The 17,830-nt window shown below is 64.5% G+C and carries 12 protein-coding genes; 9 read left to right on the top strand and 3 right to left on the bottom strand.

Going from position 1 to position 17,830, the window contains the following annotated elements; all coding sequences use genetic code 11:
• Nucleotides 1-3 precede the first annotated feature (3 nt).
• Both mdoH and ACTIFK_RS08985 read right to left on the bottom strand, forming a co-directional pair.
• On the bottom strand, nucleotides 4-1,980 hold the full coding sequence (gene mdoH, locus ACTIFK_RS08990; protein WP_439542720.1) for a glucans biosynthesis glucosyltransferase MdoH: 1,977 nt from the start codon (nucleotides 1,978-1,980) through the stop codon (nucleotides 4-6).
• A complete protein-coding gene (locus ACTIFK_RS08985; RefSeq protein ID WP_439542719.1) occupies nucleotides 1,977-3,548 on the bottom strand; it encodes a glucan biosynthesis protein in 1,572 nt (523 codons plus the stop codon). The genes mdoH and ACTIFK_RS08985 overlap by 4 nt, the downstream gene beginning before the upstream one ends.
• A gap of 793 nt (nucleotides 3,549-4,341) precedes the next feature.
• Here ACTIFK_RS08985 and ACTIFK_RS08980 point away from each other — a divergent pair.
• The 6 genes from ACTIFK_RS08980 to ACTIFK_RS08955 all read left to right on the top strand — a co-directional run bounded on the left by ACTIFK_RS08980 (nucleotide 4,342) and on the right by ACTIFK_RS08955 (nucleotide 11,451).
• Nucleotides 4,342-5,568, top strand: coding sequence for a porin (locus tag ACTIFK_RS08980; protein ID WP_439542718.1), 1,227 nt, complete (start codon nucleotides 4,342-4,344; stop codon nucleotides 5,566-5,568).
• A gap of 835 nt (nucleotides 5,569-6,403) precedes the next feature.
• Nucleotides 6,404-7,627, top strand: coding sequence for a porin (locus tag ACTIFK_RS08975; RefSeq protein ID WP_439542717.1), 1,224 nt, complete (start codon nucleotides 6,404-6,406; stop codon nucleotides 7,625-7,627).
• Nucleotides 7,628-7,731: 104 nt separating this feature from the next.
• Entirely contained in the window at nucleotides 7,732-8,907 is a 1,176-nt protein-coding gene (locus tag ACTIFK_RS08970; protein WP_439542716.1) for a vWA domain-containing protein, read from the top strand.
• 143 nt (nucleotides 8,908-9,050) lie between these two features.
• On the top strand, nucleotides 9,051-9,635 hold the full coding sequence (locus tag ACTIFK_RS08965; protein ID WP_439542715.1) for a hypothetical protein: 585 nt from the start codon (nucleotides 9,051-9,053) through the stop codon (nucleotides 9,633-9,635).
• A 57-nt stretch (nucleotides 9,636-9,692) separates the two neighbouring features.
• Nucleotides 9,693-10,055, top strand: coding sequence for an ABC transporter permease (locus tag ACTIFK_RS08960; RefSeq protein WP_439542714.1), 363 nt, complete (start codon nucleotides 9,693-9,695; stop codon nucleotides 10,053-10,055).
• Between the two features lie 136 nt (nucleotides 10,056-10,191).
• Nucleotides 10,192-11,451 carry a GNAT family N-acetyltransferase gene (locus ACTIFK_RS08955; protein ID WP_439542713.1) on the top strand — a complete coding sequence of 420 codons (1,260 nt, stop codon included), beginning with the start codon at nucleotides 10,192-10,194 and terminating at the stop codon, nucleotides 11,449-11,451.
• Between the two features lie 12 nt (nucleotides 11,452-11,463).
• On the opposite strand, the gene ACTIFK_RS08950 is transcribed toward ACTIFK_RS08955, so the two are convergent.
• On the bottom strand, nucleotides 11,464-13,131 hold the full coding sequence (locus tag ACTIFK_RS08950) for an FHA domain-containing protein (RefSeq protein ID WP_439542712.1): 1,668 nt from the start codon (nucleotides 13,129-13,131) through the stop codon (nucleotides 11,464-11,466).
• Nucleotides 13,132-13,484: 353 nt separating this feature from the next.
• On the opposite strand from ACTIFK_RS08950, the gene ACTIFK_RS08945 reads away from it, so the two are divergent.
• From ACTIFK_RS08945 to ACTIFK_RS08935, 3 genes are all read left to right on the top strand, one after another.
• Nucleotides 13,485-14,255 carry a hypothetical protein gene (locus ACTIFK_RS08945; protein ID WP_439542711.1) on the top strand — a complete coding sequence of 257 codons (771 nt, stop codon included), beginning with the start codon at nucleotides 13,485-13,487 and terminating at the stop codon, nucleotides 14,253-14,255.
• Between the two features lie 166 nt (nucleotides 14,256-14,421).
• The gene (locus tag ACTIFK_RS08940) at nucleotides 14,422-15,888 is read left to right on the top strand and encodes a PDZ domain-containing protein (RefSeq protein ID WP_439542710.1); all 1,467 of its coding nucleotides are present in this window, start codon (nucleotides 14,422-14,424) and stop codon (nucleotides 15,886-15,888) included.
• An 85-nt stretch (nucleotides 15,889-15,973) separates the two neighbouring features.
• The gene (locus ACTIFK_RS08935; protein ID WP_439542709.1) at nucleotides 15,974-17,800 is read left to right on the top strand and encodes an ABC-F family ATP-binding cassette domain-containing protein; all 1,827 of its coding nucleotides are present in this window, start codon (nucleotides 15,974-15,976) and stop codon (nucleotides 17,798-17,800) included.
• Nucleotides 17,801-17,830 lie beyond the last annotated feature (30 nt).

Genomic DNA, 17,830 nt, shown 5'->3' with positions numbered 1-17,830 from the left:
AGATCAGGCGGCTGTCGCCAACTCGCGCCGCGGTCCGATGCCGTCGGCGGGCTCGGCACCCCAGCTCTCACGCCAGAGCGCCGTGTGCCGGAGCGCGCGAAGCTCGATCGAGGCCGGCGAGCGATCGACCGGCGTCGACAGGACGACAGTCATGGCGGGGCCCGCGGTCTGCGACGTGTACCAGTTCAGCGGGCCGGACAGCACGAGGCCCAGGACGACCGGCGCCATCCAGACCAACAAGCCTGGCGACGTTTGCCAGCACACGATGGCGACGATGATGCCGACCACCATGTGGGCCCAATGGAACTGCATTGCGGCGGCGAGATCCATGTGGGCGCCGTCGCGGCGCTGCGCTTTCCAACCTGCGTCGCGGCCAAAGAAGATCTGAAGCACCGACGACGTCTGCGTCATCATCATGATGGGCGCGAACAGCATCGAGAAGACCGTCTCGGTTGCGACGCCCGCGACAGCGCGCGGCAAGCCGAACAGCTCGCGGGCCCGCTGTGCGCGCTTGAGTTCGAGCGCGAGACCGAGCGCCTTCGGCAGCAGAACAACCGCCATCGTGCCGAGGAACAGCCGCATGGCGGCGCCCGGATCGATCATCGGCCAGACCGGAAACAGCGTCTTGGCGTCGGTGAAATAGCTCGGCAGCAACTGCTGGCCCTGCAGGGCGAGAACGAGGCCGACGACCAGCGAGGCGGCCCAGATCGCCGAGACGACATAGGCCATCGCCCCCATGAAGAGATGCAGGCGTCCCATCGCGGGTACGCCGCGCCGGAAAAGAAGCGCGAGGTGCTGCAGGTTGCCCTGCGACCAGCGACGGTCGCGCACAATCAGGTCGGTCAGTGCGGGCGGCATGCTTTCGAACGAGCCTTCGATCGAAGGCGCCATATGGACGCCCCAGCCCGAGCGCTGAAGCAGCATGGCCTCGACGAAGTCGTGGCTCATGATGTGGCCGCCGAACGGCGGCGGTCCGGGCAGCGCGGGCAAGCCTGCGGATCCGGCGAAGGCGCGCGTGCGAATGATCGCGTTGTGGCCCCAGTAGTTGCCCTGGTCCTTGCCCCAGAAGGCGAGACCGGCGGCGGCCGAGGAGCCATACGTGTTGGCGGCGAACTGCATCAGCTTCTGGAGCAGCGTACGGCCGCCGATCAGCTTTGGCACCGTCTGGATGAGGCCGGCCGAGGGATCGGCCTCCATGGCGCGCGCCAACCTCACCAGCGCGACGCCGGACATGATGCTGTCGCCGTCGAAGATGACGAAAGTCTCGTAGGCGGCGCCGAAGCGCTCGACCCAGTCCTTGATGTTGCCGGCCTTGCGGCCGGTATTCTCGATGCGGCGGCGATAGAAGATCTTGCAGTCGCCAGCGAGCGTCTTGGCAAGGGCGGCGTAGGCCGCTTCTTCGCGGACGCCTTCCTCAGCACCACGGGTATCCGACAGCACGAAAATGTCGAACGAGCCGTTGCGGCCGAGCGATGCCAACTCCTCGACAATCGCGGAAATGGTCCCGGAAATTGTCGCGGGTTCTTCGTGATAGACGGGGAACAGGAGAGCCGTTCGCCGATTGAGCGGACCGTCCGCGCCGGGAATCCGGATCGTGTCGGCGGTCTCGCCCGCGAACAGCGGAAGGAAGCCGAGGGCGGCGGACAGGGTGCCGACCGCGATCCATGCGAACGTGATGGTCGACAGCACGAGAAAGAGAAGCTGGAACGGCGTCATCTGGACGAAGGACAGCACGCCGTAAAGTTCATAGGCGAAGGCCGCCGTCATCAAAGCTGCGCCGAGAAAGACGGCCGTGCGCGGGATCGACGGGCCGCGACGCTTTGGCCACAGACGCGGCGTGACGCCGGAGAAATCCTGCTCCGGCATTCTCAAGGGCGATGGCGTGGGGAGGAGCGACGGATCGCTCGCATCGTGATGGGAACGGGGTTGCTGGTCGGAATTAACCGTCGCGGCGCCGCGTTCGACGTCATCAAGGCTCATGCTGGGGTCCATCGATAGAGCCAACTCTCGGAAATCAGCTGATCCCCAAGCTTCAGGCCTAAACGCAATTCGATCAGCTCGGTTCCCGCGGTCGTAAGTTCGAATTTGACGCGGATTCCCTGCAGATCCGGATTGCGCTGAACACTGAGCTTGGACATCGCGCCGCTGCTCACAAAAAGGTCGGCAACCGGCAATTCGCGGGCGTCGCGCGCAGCGGGGCCCACGAAGTCGACAACAAACTGCAGAGTGTCGGCACTGCGCGCGGCGCCGACCTGAGTCTTGGCGACCCAGCAGCCCGCCCACACGGCCGGTACGTCGTCGCCCCAGGACATGCGATAGGCGAAGTTGAAGCGCTTGCCGGGCTCGATGATATTGGCCGGCTTCCAATAGGCCACGATGTTGTCGTGGATCTCTTCGGTTACCGGAATTTCGATCAGCTCGACGTAACCGTCGCCCCAGCCGCCGATGGGCTCGATCCAGAGCGTCGGGCGCCGCTCGTAGCGCGCCTCGAGGTCGTCATAGTGCGAGAAGTCGCGGTTGCGTTGGCAGAGACCGAACCCTTTTAGGTTCTTGTCCACGAAGGCACTGGTTTGCAGCATCTTCGGATTGGCGAGCGGCCGCCAGAGCCGTTCGCCCTGCCCGTTCACGACGGCAAGGCCTTCGCTGTTGTGGACGGCGGGACGATAGTCGCGTCCGAACCGGCGCTGCTGAGGTCCGTGGAGATACATGCTGGTGATCGGCGCAAGGCCCACGTGCGAGAGCGGCTTGCGCGGAAAGAGCGAGACATCCACATCGATCGTGGTCGCCGTGCCGGGGCGCACCGTGAAGCGGTAGGCGCCGGTCAGGCTCTCGCTGTCGAGCAAGGCATGGATGACGATATGCGGTTGGCCAGCTGCCGGCTTCTCGATCCAGAAGCTGCGGAAGAAGGGAAACTCTTCGCCGCCGGGGCGCGCCGTGTTGACGGCGAGCGCGCGTGCGGCAAGACCGAACTGCTGGCCGCGGCCCATCGACTTGAAATAGCTCGCGCCCTGGAAGGACACGAACTCGTCGAGAACGCCGGCACGGTTCAATGCGCCCGCGAGGCGAAACCCTGAAAATCCGAACGGCGCCGTGTCAGGCGCTTTCTCGATGGCCGGGCCGATGGAGAAGTTCGCGCTGTTGGCCTTGAGGGCGCGCGCTTTCTCGCCATCGACGATCCAGATCTCGACCGGCACATCGTAGAGCCAGCCCATGGCCAGCAAGTTGAGTTCGTAGTCGAGGTTCTCGCCACGCCAGATCGCGGACTCATGACGGAAACGGATATCGCGGTACTGCTCGGCGGTGAGCGCGTTGAACGGCTCAGGGACCTCATTGGCGGGCTTTGCAAAGGCGCGCGACGAGAGATCTTCAGCCAGTTTCTGCACATGGCCGGCGGCAAAGGACTGGCCGGGGTCTTCCGCGGCCTGCGCAAGGACGTCCGACGCATTCAGAATGCTGTCCGCCAATGCGGCAAAGGCGACGAACGCGCTCGTTCCGAGCAGCACGCCGCGCCGATTCAGGCTCGCCCCAGTCGCTGGTTCGTCAATCATATATCGTACGTTCCGGAGAACCCCCTCGCCGGCATGCCGCGTCGTCGTTGTCCCCGGACCAGTCCAGCGCATCACGCACCAACCGATCGAGGAGCTCAGACGTTCCCCACGTAGCAAGCCAGCCTAAAAGGCAGGGTTCGATAAAACCGCGCCTTTAAAGGGCGATAGCGCTTAATTGTGGCAACATTTACAGGCGGGTCGGGGCCGACGCGCTCTACTTTGCAGCTTCGAAGACACAAAGCCGCAGGCTCCGGCCACGTACTTTTGTGCGCCGCAATAATCATTAGCCGAGCCCTGCTTTGCTCGCAAGGATGGCGCGGGGTCATTTTTGCTGTGGCTCGGCGCCGTCCTAGATCAGCGCCACTTAATATTGTACAGGGCTCGCGACCGACGAAGCCGCCCGGGGGGACAACCGGGGACTAAGGTGGGGCCCTGCTCCTTGGACGACCCGCTCGACGGCGCGGCGACCTCCCGGGGGGTGGGGAAAACCCGGCAACTGTCGGTCCACGCGATGATGGCATATGGGACAATTCTCAAAATGGTACGTCACAATAGTGTGCGTTTTCAATCTGCTAGATGGGCAACAACCCAAGTGGCAATCGCGCAACATGTCCTGTGGATTCGGGCCGATTCGCGATCTTACGCATTCCCTGAGCGCGAGAGATCTGCGTAGTATCTCGGCCTGAGCGGTGATTCGGCACAGTCGTGCAGCTGCCGCTGGGTCGAGTTAGTGAGCGCAAGGCGTAAACGCGTCAAGCGCCCGTTTTCGAAGTAAGTAGACGGGAGAAGGTAAATGAAAAAGCAAAGCCTAAGCGCTCTGGCGGCAGCCGGCCTCCTTGCAGGTGGTCTGTCTGTTACCAGCGCGTCCGCAGCCGATCTCGGGGGGAACTGCTGCGCCGATCTCGAGGAGCGCATTGCGGAACTCGAAGCTACCACCGCTCGCAAGGGCAATCGCAAGGTTTCGCTGACGATCTCTGGCTGGGTTGCCGAACAGGTCACCTACTGGGACGACGGCGTTGAAAGCAACACCTACGTGACGGGCCTCGGCTCGACGCTGGCCACGAACGTCAAGTTCACCGGCCAGGCCACGATCGTTCCCGGCTGGACGGCTGGTTACGTGCTGCACATCGAAGCCGACGGCTCCGATTCGCTGACGACCAACCAGACCACACCGCGCGGCCCGGGCCTGCTCGGCGGCGCCGTGTCGAACAACTTCGTGCAGACGATGCAGTCGTTCTGGTTCATCAAGAGCGAGAGCCTCGGCAAGGTCAGCATCGGCCTCCAGTCGATGGTTTCGGATAACGCTGCCATCCTCGTTGACGGTTCGGGCTCGCTCGTTCCCGCCAACTGGGTCGCAGTCGACTTCCTGAGCTTCGGCATCCGCAACAACGCTGGCGGCTTCACCGGCGGCACTTGGGGTGGACAGGGCGTCTGTATCCCTGGCGACTGCTTCGGCGTTCCTGCCAACTCGGTTCGTTACGACTCGCCGACGTTCGCCGGTTTCTCGGCTTCGGCTTCTTGGGGTGACGACGACACCTGGGATGTCGGCATCCGCTACGCCGGCGAAGTGCACGGCTTCAAGCTGGCTGCTACGGCAGTCTATGCTGAGAGCACGGGCGCAGTTAGCTCGCTCTTCGGCGACGCCGAATACTTCCAGGCTGGCCTCTACGCTCAGCACATCGGCACGGGCCTCTTCGGCTTGGTCAACTACGCTGACTTCAAGAACAACCTGGTCGCGAACGAAGGCGAAGTCTGGTACTTCAAGGGCGGTATCCGCCAGCGTTGGACCCCGCTTGGCCACACCGTTCTCTACGGTGAGTACTTGGATAGCCAAGACGACGCACGCGGCGCAGACATGAAGTGGTATGGCGCAGGCGTTGTGCAGGAAATCGATAACGCTGCCATGTCTGTCTGGCTGAAGTATCGCAACGTTGAAGCAGAAGGCGGCATCTGCGCCGTCGGCGCCCAGGGTTGCCAGGATCTCGACGAACTCACCTTCGGCGCTCTGATCAACTTCTAATCCAAGCTGATCGCGTCTCGACTAGAGAGGCCGCCCCCAAAGGGCGGCCTCTTTCTATTTGTGCGGCCCGTTCGTTTTGCGTCTCGTGGCTAGGTGCTCATCCAAGAACGCATCCACCGCTTGGAAGGCACACCCTGGGAATACCTGGCGGGCTCGCTCCGACAGCCGACCGGTCCCGGTGCTCGCTCCCATTCGCCCGACATTATTATATATGCGGCACGACACACGGGCGGAACGCGCTGACCGCGCTCCGAGCCCGAACGGCCCGGTCCGAAGCTCGAGGTCCCTATTCCTTCAGAGGACCACGTGCGTTTGCGCCACCGGTGAGTTGGATCATCCATCCACCCTAGGGGATTGGACGCTCACTCTCCCGATGCGCCGCCCGGTGCATCAGGGTCGAATATTGGGCGCAGGTTTCAGTCTGTGCACGAACTCGGAACAGGTCGATCGGATGCCCTATGATGGGATTCGTATCTGCTCTCTTCCCTGTCGATGGACGCCGCTCTCGCCTCAAAACCCATCCAAGATGTGGGTTGTCCCCACGCGATCCACCGCCGTGCACACTCTGAATCGGTGTGGGAATTGTAAAAAACGCCCAACGTTTTCAGGCTCCGCGGCAAATCTCGTGTCTCGTGCGCCACAGTTGCAACCCTGTCAGGGCAAAAAAGACAATGCTCGATTGTTGCGAGGGGGAGAATCGCAGACTCTCCGGGCCAGCGGCGGTTCCGAAGGAATCTTCGCGCCGTCAACATCGCAGAGCGCGGCCTCGTTTGCGTATTCATCCAGGTAAGGCGTCCGCCATCTCGATTACCAACGCAGATTGGGAGAAGGTCTTATGAATAAATATAGCCTAAGCGCCCTGGCGGCAGCTGGCCTGCTCGCAGGTAGCTTCGCCACCGGTGCAAACGCAGCTGACCTTGGGGGCAACTGCTGCGCCGACCTCGAGGAGCGCATTGCAGAACTCGAAGCTACTACCGCTCGCAAGGGCAACCGTAAGGTTTCGCTGACGATCTCTGGCTGGGTTGCCGAACAGGTCACCTACTGGGACGATGGCGTTGAAAGCAACACCTACGTGACGGGCCTCGGCTCGACGCTGGCCACGAACGTCAAGTTCACCGGCCAGGCGACGATCGTTCCCGGCTGGACGGCTGGCTACGTGCTGCACATCGAAGCCGACGGCTCCGACTCGCTCACGACCAACCAGACCACACCGCGCGGCCCGGGCCTGCTCGGCGGCGCCGTGTCGAACAACTTCGTGCAGACGATGCAGTCGTTCTGGTTCATCAAGAGCGAGAGCCTCGGCAAGGTCAGCATCGGCCTCCAGTCGATGGTTTCGGATAACGCTGCCATCCTCGTTGACGGTTCGGGCTCGCTCGTTCCCGCCAACTGGGTCGCATTCGACTTCCTGAGCTTCGGCATCCGCAACAACGCTGGCGGCTTCACCGGCGGCACTTGGGGTGGACAGGGCGTCTGTATCCCTGGCGACTGCTTCGGCGTTCCTGCCAACTCGGTTCGTTACGACTCGCCGACGTTCGCCGGTTTCTCGGCTTCGGCTTCTTGGGGTGACGACGACACCTGGGATGTCGGCATCCGCTACGCCGGCGAAGTGCACGGCTTCAAGCTGGCTGCTACGGCAGTCTATGCTGAGAGCACGGGCGCAGTTAGCTCGCTCTTCGGCGACGCCGAATACTTCCAGGCTGGCCTCTACGCTCAGCACATCGGCACGGGCCTCTTCGGCTTGGTCAACTACGCTGACTTCGAGAACAACCTAGTCGCGAACGAAGGCGACGTCTGGTACTTCAAGGCTGGTATCCGTCAGAAGTGGAACCACCTCGGCGCCACCGTTCTCTACGGTGAGTACCTGGATAGCGATGACGACGCACGCAATGCTGAACTCAAGTGGTATGGCGCTGGCGTCGTCCAGGAAATCGATGCCGCTGCTATGTCCATGTGGCTCAAGTATCGCAACATCGAAGCTGACGGCGGCGTCTGCGATGTCGGCGCCCAGGGTTGCCAGGACTTCGACGAACTGACCTTCGGCGCTCTGATCAACTTCTAATCCAAGCTGATCCGATTGCCTGACGACTTGGAAGCCGCCCCTCGGGGCGGCTTCTTTGTTTTCTCCGCCGCCCGGCCGTCCTATAGGTGGCTGAGGAGGCGGCAATGTTCGCGACGTTTTTCAAGGAGCTGCGGGACGCGAAGATCCCGGTCACGCTCAAAGAGTACCTGACGCTGCTCGAAGCGCTGGCGGCCGATGCCGCCGGGCGGCGCGTCGAGGATTTCTATTACCTGTCGCGCACGGCGCTGGTGAAGGACGAGCGCCATCTCGATCGCTTCGATCAGGTGTTCGGACACGTCTTCAAGGGCCTCGACCTCATGAGCGAGGCGGCCACCGCGGAGATTCCGGAAGAGTGGCTGCGCGCCGTCTCCGCACTCTATCTGTCCGACGAAGAGAAGGCCGAAATCGAAGCCCTGGGTGATTGGGACAAGATCATGGAGACGCTCAAGAAGCGTCTTGCCGAGCAGAAGGAACGCCACCAGGGCGGCAACAAATGGATCGGCACGGGCGGCACGTCCGCGTTTGGCGCTTACGGCTACAATCCCGCCGGCATCCGCATCGGCCAGCACGAGAGCCGGCACCGGCGGGCGATCAAGGTCTGGGACAAGCGCGAGTTCAAGGATCTCGCGGACGACGTCGAACTCGGCGTCCGGAACATCAAGGTCGCGCTGCGCCGGTTGCGCCGCTTCGCGCGCGAAGGCGCCGCCGAGGAACTCGATCTCGACCAGACGATCCGGAATACGGCCGGCAAGGGATACCTCGACCTCGCGCTCAGGCCCGAGCGGCGCAATGCCGTCAAGGTTCTCATGTTCTTCGATGTCGGCGGCTCGATGGACTGGCACATCCGCACGGCGGAGGAACTGTTCTCGGCGGCGCGCAGCGAGTTCAAGCACCTCGAGTACTATTACTTCCACAACTGCCTGTATGAGAGTGTATGGCGCGACAACGCGCGGCGCTGGAGCGAGACCACGCCGACGTGGCAGGTGCTGAACACGTATCCGGCCGACTACAAGATCATCTTCGTCGGCGACGCCTCGATGAGCCCGTACGAGATCACCCATATCGGCGGCGCGGTCGAGCACATGAACGATGAGGCCGGGGCGGCGTGGCTGCAGCGCGTTGCCGGTATTTACCATCGCGCCGTGTGGCTCAATCCAGTGCCGGAATCACATTGGGACTACACGCCCTCGATCGGACTCGTGCGGCGGCTGATGGATGGGCGCATGTTCCCGATGACGCTCACAGGTCTCGACGCGGCCATGCGCGAGCTGATGCGCTGACGGCGCCCAAATTCAAGGGGTTATGGGTTGCATCGGCGGATCGTCCACAGTGGCCCGCTTTCAACAGCGGTGGCGCCCGCTCACATTGACCTCACCGCAAAAAGGGCGCAAATCTGCGCTGAATTTGGGCAAGGGAGAGCCCCATGCGTCGCCATATCGTTCCTGCGCTGCTCATCGCCGCGGCCTTGTCTGGCTGCTCGAGCGGGAGCGGCGTGTCGACTGCGTCGATCCTGGGCACCGCACCGGCGCCTCCTGCCGGGCAAGCAGGCGCCGTGACCCCGGTTGCCGCCATCGTCGTACCCTCGACACCGACCGAGCGGGCGTTTCAGGTCGGGACCGTGAGCGCCCGCGCCGCCAAGTGCGGATATAACTTCGACGCGCCGAAGCTGAAGGCCGCCTACATGGCGCACGAGATCGGTGTCGGCACTCCCACCGATCAAATGGCCAATGTCGAGAAAATCTACAACGTCGCGTTCGGCGGCGTCACCAAAGCGTCGGCGGAAGATCCGAATTACTGCTCCGACCGCAAGACGCAAGAGATCAAGGCCGACCTGACACGCTTGCTCGCAGGCGACTTCGAACCACCCCAAAAGGCTGTCGTGGCGAAGAAGAAAGACAGCGGCGGCATTTTCGGCGACTTCTTCAGCAGCGACGGCGAGGAAGACAACGGTCCCAAGTTCGGGTCGGATGACTGGTGGGCGAAGCAGGATGACAAGTCCGGCGGGTAATTTCCTCGTGGCGCGCCGCGCCCGGTTGCCGATCGTCGATCGCGAGCACTGTCCGACGTGAACCAGCTCCTCTGGCTCGAAACGCTTTTGAAGATCGGCAGCGGGCTCGCGCTCGTGCTGGCTCCCGTTACCCTCATCCGCATCCTGGGGTTGCCGCCGGCCGGGGCCGGTCTGTGGCCGCGTCTACTGGGCGCTCTCCTGATCGGATGCGGCGCCGCGGCCTACATCGAAGGGGCGTGGACCGGCTCCCGCGGGCTCGGGCTTGCGGGCCTCGTCATCATCAACTTCATTTCGTCCGGCACGCTGGCCGCGGCCGCGATGCTGGGCGGCGGCGCGGAAACGCGGCGCGGCTCGTTCGCGCTCTGGGCGCTCGTCGTGTTTCTGTTCGTTCTCGCACTGGTCGAAATCGCCCACGCCTAGCGATGACCCAGCGCAATTCCACGCGCCGCAGAGCCTCGTCTTGCCGAAACGTTAGCCTTTTTGTGGCACGTTTTACGTTGCTCGGGATGGGTCTCATCCTGGGACACGTGTTCACTTTGCGTAATGGATCACCCTCATGTCAGCAGCCGCGCGCACGCTTCCGCGTGACCTCCCGCAGGTCGAGGGTCAGGATCGCTCCGCGGTCCACCAGTTTCCGTCGCCGGTGCAAGCGCCCCGGCCCGTGCTCGACCTGGTGCAAACCTTCGACGGCTTCGAAGCTCTCGACGCCGAGTGGTCCGCCCTTTTCGAGCGCGCCGGCACCGACCGTCATCTCTTTCAGACCTTCAACTGGTTGTGGCACTGGGCCAATCATTTCCTGCCGCGCGATGGAGACAACGGCAACGTCCGTCTCGCCATTGTCACCGCGCGCGACGCCGGCCGTCTCGTCATGATCTGGCCGCTGGTGGCGGAACGGTCCGGGCCGGTGACGGAACTCACGTGGATGGGCGAGCCCGTCAGCCAGTACGGCGATCTCCTGATCGAGGACGGTCCGGATGCGCTGGCACTGATGCGCGAGGCGTGGGCCTTCGTGACGCGGGAAACCGGCGCGGACGTGCTGCGCCTGCGCAAGGTGCGCCAGGATTCCAAGGTTGCGCCGTTTCTTGCCGAACTCGGCGCCACCGTGACGAGCGATCTCAAGGCGCCGTACCTGGACATTGGCAGCGCGCCGTCGTTCGCCGAATACGAAAAGCGCTATTCGAGCGGCACAAAGCGCAACAGGAAGCGTCAGCGACGCAGGCTGGAAGACCGGGGACCAGTAAGTCTCACCTGGGTCGAAGGCGGTACGGAAGCCGAAGCTCTGACCGCGCAAGCGTTTCGTTTCAAGCACATCTGGCTACGGCAGCGTGGCATCGTCTCGCCCGCGTTGACGGACCCTCGGACGGCACGGTTCTTTGCCGATGTCACACGGGCGAACATTCGCCCGGCCGGTTGCCACGTTCTCGCGCTGAAGTGCAACGATCAGCCGGTAGCGCTCGAGATCGGCGTCAGATGCCTCGGGCGATCGGCAATCCACATCATTGCTTACGACCCAGAGTTCGAGAAGACGGCTGCGGGCGCTCTGCTCATGGAAGACAGCATCCGGCGCTCTTGCGACGATGGCCTCAAGGTGTTCGACATGCTCGCACCCGGCGACGGCTACAAGCTCGAGTGGGCGGATGATACCGTCGGCGTCAGGGACTGGGCCATGCCGATGACCTTGGTCGGCCGAGCCTACGTGACGATCTATGTCGGATTGATCCGCAACGGTTCGAAGCGGGTAATCGGCGCACTGCCGCTCGGCGCACGCCGCGTTGTGACCGAGATGCTCACGCGCTGGACGCAGCCCAAGGGCTGATCCAGACGCGCCTCAGCCCGTGAGACGTGACAGCCGCAACGTCGCCAGGCCGAAAGAGATCTCGTGGCCGGTATCGCGCACACGCACCGTGCGTTTGCCGATCGGGTCGCCGTCGAGGCGCGTGCCGTTCATCGACCCCATGTCGCGGAGCTGCAGGGTCTCTCCTGGGTTGTAGATCAACTGCGCGTGAAGCGACGAAACGCTGCTGTCGTCGATCACGAAATCGGCACGTGCGGGGTCGCGTCCGATGCTCCATGTGGCGGGCAGATCGGCGCCGCTGTCGGCATCGACGAGCGGACGGACAGCGAACTGCAAGGCGCGACCGGATGGATCGAACCCGGACAACATCCATCCTCCGCCACCGACGCGGCTCGACATGGGCCGCGCCTGAGAGGCTTCGAGCGTCACGTTGTATTCGACCGTGCCGAAGCGCAGAACCGCGCCGGCGGATGCGAGCGTGTCGGTGACGCGCACGCCGTCGAGGAAGGTGCCGTTCGACGAGTTCAGGTCGACGACGCGGAGCCGCTGCGCCTTGCGGTCGTACACCAGCCTAGCGTGCACTTTCGAGACCGTATCGTTTGGCACCGTGACGTCGGCGCCGGGACCGCGTCCGATGGTCTGCTCCTCCGGCGCGTCGTCGAAGCGTATCGCCTCTCCGCCCGCCGTGGGCCGCAGGCACAGGGCGCCTTTTGCGCTCGGCTTCGGACGCGGCAGCGCCACGGGCTCGGTCAGGCGCTTGTTGCGACCCGCATTGGGCGCCAGGAGCTTCGCAATGGCGCCCGGCAAAACGTCGAGCGCCATCGGAGAGCCAGTCCTGCGGATGTAGAACGCGAGGCTCGCGAGCCCGAGCGCGAGCGTCGCGAACAATGCGACGAACATCGGCGTCAGGCCGCCGCCGATGCCCGCGCCGCACGGCCGGCTGGTCGAGGCAAAGGCGATCTGGCCCTCGCGCAGGAAGCGCCCCACTTCGTTGGCATGGATGGAAAAGAAGAGGCCTTGCGAATTCAGGCCCTGGAGCGTGTTGACGCCGACGACCAGACCGCAGGCATCGAACAGCGGTCCGCCGCTGTTGCCGGGATTGATGGCGGAGTTGTGCTGCACGGTGCGCGCGCTCAGGATCTGCGTCTCGCTGACCTTGAGGTTGGTAAAGGTCATGCGCGAGACGACGCCGGTGGTGACGGTCGACTCGAGATCGGTGATCGGCACGCCGCGGGCATCGGGTCCGGGGACGAGATCCTTGTTGAGATTGGCCGCGCCGGGGAAGCCGATGGCGACCACCTCGGCAAGCTTCTCCGGCTCGTACTCGCCAAGTTTCATGGGCACGCCCGGCAGGTCTTCGCGGGCTTCGAGCAGGGCAAGGTCGACGTTCGGGCGGCTGTCGGCGCGGCGCGCCTCGACCATCTTGGCTTCGCGGCCGTCGCGGAAGGCGATGTAGAACCGCGCGCCGCCTTCGACGACATGGAAATTCGTGACGACGTAACGGCGGCCGGAAATCAAAAAACCCGAGCCGGACGACACGCTGAACTGGTCGCCCTTGTCGGGCACGAAGGTGTAGATCTTGTAGACGCTGGGCTCGACACGGCTGGCGTCGAAGGCTCGGGAAGCGGGTGGGGCGAGACCGGCCGCGGCCAGGACACCGAGCAGCAGAACGACGGGCTTCAAAACGCGCCCGCCGAACATCCCTCTCTTTTGGAATGGCATTCTCGACCCGGCGACAGCGACCCTCTGAGACCAATTGGTACCGCAACCGCCCCATGGCATCCAGTCGTTATTGGGGCGGTCCGGACAAGCCCGGGATGGCGGAGGCGCTCTGACGCGTCCGGCGGCTCTCGCGCTAGCGCCTTGATAGATCGGCAGCTTGCCGGGGCGCGCATGGGGCCGTAACCCTGATCGGACAACACGCAAAATCCCACTCCCGAAATAGGCTCTGTTCGGATAGTCTCCCCTCTGTGCAGCGCGGGGCTCGGCCGCAGGCGGCGGGGCCGGCGCTTTTCGATTTCATTTCGTCCAAAAACGATTTCGGGAGACGGGACATGTTGGCGCGCATTCTCTGCGTTCTACTCGCGGTTTCAGTGGGCGTGACCAGCATGCCGCCTCCGGCGGATGCGCAGTTCGGCATTCGCCGCGCCTTCAAAAACGTCGTCAGGGCCCCAGTCAGGATCCTTCCGCGGGCTGGCCGCATTCTCCCGCTCGCCGTCTTTGGCGGACCCTTCCGTTCCGTGTTCGGGGTCGTCGCCGCGGTGGCTGTCGGCGCCGTGATCTTCGATCGCCTGTCGAAACCGGAGCGGCGCGAGGTTGCCCGGCGGGCCAAGGTCGTTGTCGCCAAGGACCCCGAGCAGCGGGTCGCCGACACCTATACGTCGAAAGACGGCACCAAGCAGATCACCATCGTTGCCGAGCCGATGCAGAAGGCGGCCGATCTCAAAAACGATCCTGCAATCATCGTCGTCGCCGACAAGGTCGTGACGCCCGATGGCAAGGCGGGCACGCCCGATGGCAAAGGCGGGCCGGCTGCGCCTGGCACCGCGCTCGCGTCCGATTCCTCGAAGGCTACCGATGCGCCGATGCCGCCGGCCACGCCTCCGACAGACAGCAAGGCCGCGACACCGCCCCCGGCCAAGCCGCCGGTGGACGAGGAAGTCGTGCGGATCGGCGAAATCCCGCCGGATACGCAATGCCGGAAAGTGACCACCGAGCTCGAAATCCGGAAGAAGAAGGGCCAGGAGACGGCTGACGAGAAGAACGCCAACACGGCGATCTTCTGCCAGACCGCGCCGGGCGAATGGAAGCCCGCAGCCGCCTAGGCCACACGGTCCCGCCGTGCTGAGCGTCCCGGCCCGTCTCCGCCTTCGATCGGTGCGGCTTGCCGTGTCCGGCGGCCGGGTTCGTGCTGGTCTCGCCGTCTCCGCTCATTCCTTCGCTGCATCCGATGCGATAGGATCGGCGCCAGGATCGTTGCGGGGCTCGCTTATGTCGCTATCCACGAAGCACTTGCTGGCGGCAACATTCGGCGGCCTATTGGCCTTCAGCACCTCCCTCACCGCCGCCTCGCCGCTTGACCTTGCACGCCGCGCGTCAGCGGAGGCAAAGGCCGGCGTCGTGCTCGCCGGGGCCGACGACCGGGATATCATCAGGCTGCTGCCGCCGGCCGGCGGCGCAGGGAGCGGCGGCGCGGGCGCACAACCGCCGTCCGGTCCCGACCTCCCCTTCCCGCCCTCGGGCGGCGGGTCGGTTCCAGGGGGCTCGCTGCGCCTCAGCGGCAAATCGATCAAGGTCCCGATCAGCTTCCAGGCTTTCCCGGGCAACCCGGCCGCCTCCTTCATCGGCATCCGGCTCGACGGCGTGAGCGACGAGGCGACGGCGTCCGCGCTCGGGCTCAGCAACGAGAGCGGCGTGTTCGTCGTCGACACGACGCCGGGCGCGCCCGCCGCGCAGGCTGGGTTGCGCTTCGGCGATTTCGTGCTGGCGATCGACGACAAGCCGATCTTGCAGACGTCCGAGCTTGTCGAGGCCATCAAGGGCCGCTCGCCGGGATCGCAGGGGACGCTTTCCGTCTGGCGGGTGGGCGACGACGGTACGGGCTACCTTCACGAGCTGCGCCAGATCGCCGACCGCGGCAGCACGCCGGCGATGATGTTCCTGGCCCGCCTGTACACCAACGGCACCGGCGTGACGCGCGACGCGACGGAGGCGACGGCCTGGTACAAGAAGGCGGCCGTCGCAGGCAGCACGAACGGCATGCTGCTCTATGGGGACGCGCTGGCGACGGGCAGCGGCACGGTCAAGGACGTGTCGGAGGGGCACCGCTGGATCAAGAAGGCGTCGGACGCGGGCAACGTCGCGGCGTTGTTCCGGCTGGGGCGGATGTACCGCGATGCCGAAGGCGTGGGGCGCGATCCGCTCGAGGCGGTGAACATCTTCAAGAAGGCCGCCGAGGGCAACTACACACCGGCGATGGTGGCTGTCGGGTTGATGTTCGAGGGAGGCGGCGGGCTCGAGGCTGACCACTTCCAGGCCGTGCAGTGGTACAAGAAGGCGGCCGATCTCGGCGATGCCGAAGGCATGGCGGCGCTCGGCACGATGTATTCGACGGGGCGCGGCGTCGAGAAGAACTATGCGACGTCGGCAACGTGGTACATCGAGGCCGCGAAGCGCGGGCAACTGCTCGCCATTCACAATCTCGCCTATCAATACGACAAGGGGCTCGGCGTCGACCGCGATCCCAATGCGGCGTCCGGTTACATCTACCACGCGCTCGAGCAGCGCTATGCGTTCAGCTACCAGCAGATGATGCAGAACAGCCGGGCCTGGAGCAAAGAATTCCGTAAATCGCTGCAGCAGCGGCTCGTCAACGGCGGGCATTACAGCGGCACGGTGGACGGCAGCTTCGGCCGCACGACCTTCGACGCCATCAATGCGCTGGCGCAGGTGAAATAGCCGCGCCCCGCAAATCCTGGCCTTCGGTCGCATGTCCTGCTAGACGGCGCCATCGCCTCGGCTCGGCCTCTCACAGCGGACTTTCATGGCTCCTCCTCTTATCCAGCTCACGGACATCGCGCTTACGTTCGGCGGCACGAGCTTGCTCGACGGCGTGGATCTCTCGGTCGCAGCGGGCGAACGCATTTGCCTCGTGGGCCGTAACGGGTCCGGCAAATCGACCCTGCTCAAGATCGCCGCCGGCATCGTCGAGGCGGACCGCGGCACGCGCTTCGTGCAGCCCGGCGCGTTGACGCGCTATCTGGCGCAGGAGCCGGACCTCTCCGCCTACGAGACGACGCTCGCCTATGTCGAGGCCGGCCTCGCCGCGAGCGACCACGCCTATCAAGCCCGCTACCTGCTGGAGCAGCTCGGCCTCACCGGCGACGAAAATCCCGCCAACCTTTCGGGCGGCGAAGCGCGCCGCGTCGCGCTCGCGCATGTGCTTGCGGCGGATCCCGAGATCCTGCTGCTCGACGAGCCGACCAACCATCTCGATCTTCCGGTGATCGAGTGGCTGGAAGATCATCTCGCGAACTCGCGCGCGGCGCTGGTGATCGTGAGCCATGACCGCCGCTTCCTGGAAAAACTTTCGCGCACCACGGTGTGGCTGGACCGCGGGCGCGCGCGCCGCGTCGACCTGCCGTTCAGCACTTTCGAGGACTGGCGCGACCAGCAGCTTGCCGAAGAAGAAACGCAGCAGCACAAGATCGACCGCAAGATCGTCGCCGAAAATCATTGGGTGCATGGCGGCGTCACGGGCCGGCGCAAGCGCAACGTGCGGCGCATGGCGGAACTGGCGAAACTGCGGCAAGCGCGGCGCGACTACCGCGCGGTGCAGGGCAAGGCGTCGATCTCGGTCGCGGAATCGGAAAACGTTTCGAGCACGCTCGTCGTCGAGGCGAAAGGAATTTCCAAGTCCTTCGGCGACCGCGCCGTCGTGCAGGATTTTTCGCTCCGGCTGATGCGCGGTGACCGGCTGGGCATCGTCGGCCCGAACGGATCCGGCAAGACGACGCTGGTTTCGTTGCTCACCGGCTCTCTGCAACCGGATTCGGGCCTCGTCCGCATGGGCGCCACGGTCGATACCGCGACGCTCGAACAAGGCCGCGACAGTCTCGATCCGAACTGGACACTGTCGGAAGCACTGACGCGCGGGCGCGGCGACATCGTGACGATCGGCACCGAGAAGAAGCACGTCGTCGCCTACATGAAGGACTTCCTGTTCGCCTCCGAGCAACGCCTGACGCCGATCGGCAAACTGTCGGGCGGCGAGCGCGGACGCTTGATGCTCGCACGCGCGCTGGCGAAGCCCTCCAACCTGCTCGTGCTCGACGAGCCGACGAACGATCTCGATCTCGAAACGCTCGACGTGCTGGAAGACGTGCTCGCGGATTACAAGGGCACCGTGCTGTTGATCAGCCATGATCGTGACTTTCTCGACCGGGTGGTGACGAGCGTAATCGTGCCGGAAGGCGACGGCGGCTGGACCGAGTATGCGGGCGGCTACAAAGACATGCTGGCGCAGCGCGGGGCGGATCTCAAAGCGCGACTGGCCCGCGAGAAGCAGGCGGCTGCCGCGGCTTCGGCGGACATCCCGGACGACAAGGCTTCGTCCGACAAGGGCGCCCAGCGCCGGAGGCTGTCCTTCAAGGACAAGCATGCCCTCGAAACGCTGCCCGGCGAAATCGCGAAACTGGAGGCCAAGCAGAAGGCGCTCTCCGCGATGCTCGATGAGCCGGACCTCTACACGCGCGACCGCAAACGCTTTTCCGCCATCTCCGACGACCTGACGGAGGTGCAGGGCGCGCTCGCCAAGGCGGAGCAGCGCTGGCTCGAACTCGAGATGCTGCGGGACGAGATCGAAGGATAGAACGACAGGCTGTCCGGCCAGATCGCTTCG

It is taken from the genome of Hyphomicrobium sp. (assembly GCF_051860585.1).
Taxonomy (GTDB): domain Bacteria; phylum Pseudomonadota; class Alphaproteobacteria; order Rhizobiales; family Hyphomicrobiaceae; genus Hyphomicrobium_C.
Note: the sequence above shows the minus strand (reverse complement) of the source record. Positions and strands in the feature narration are given on the sequence as shown.

Bases quoted from the DNA above. Each gene is read 5' to 3' on its own strand.
- mdoH (WP_439542720.1), bottom strand. From the start codon at position 1,980: ATGAGCCTTGATGACGTCGAACGCGGCGCCGCGACGGTTAATTCCGAC.
- ACTIFK_RS08985 (WP_439542719.1), bottom strand. From the start codon at position 3,548: ATGATTGACGAACCAGCGACTGGGGCGAGCCTGAATCGGCGCGGCGTG.
- ACTIFK_RS08980 (WP_439542718.1), top strand. From the start codon at position 4,342: ATGAAAAAGCAAAGCCTAAGCGCTCTGGCGGCAGCCGGCCTCCTTGCA.
- ACTIFK_RS08975 (WP_439542717.1), top strand. From the start codon at position 6,404: ATGAATAAATATAGCCTAAGCGCCCTGGCGGCAGCTGGCCTGCTCGCA.
- ACTIFK_RS08970 (WP_439542716.1), top strand. From the start codon at position 7,732: ATGTTCGCGACGTTTTTCAAGGAGCTGCGGGACGCGAAGATCCCGGTC.
- ACTIFK_RS08965 (WP_439542715.1), top strand. From the start codon at position 9,051: ATGCGTCGCCATATCGTTCCTGCGCTGCTCATCGCCGCGGCCTTGTCT.
- ACTIFK_RS08955 (WP_439542713.1), top strand. From the start codon at position 10,192: ATGTCAGCAGCCGCGCGCACGCTTCCGCGTGACCTCCCGCAGGTCGAG.
- ACTIFK_RS08950 (WP_439542712.1), bottom strand. From the start codon at position 13,131: ATGTTCGGCGGGCGCGTTTTGAAGCCCGTCGTTCTGCTGCTCGGTGTC.
- ACTIFK_RS08945 (WP_439542711.1), top strand. From the start codon at position 13,485: ATGTTGGCGCGCATTCTCTGCGTTCTACTCGCGGTTTCAGTGGGCGTG.
- ACTIFK_RS08940 (WP_439542710.1), top strand. From the start codon at position 14,422: ATGTCGCTATCCACGAAGCACTTGCTGGCGGCAACATTCGGCGGCCTA.
- ACTIFK_RS08935 (WP_439542709.1), top strand. From the start codon at position 15,974: ATGGCTCCTCCTCTTATCCAGCTCACGGACATCGCGCTTACGTTCGGC.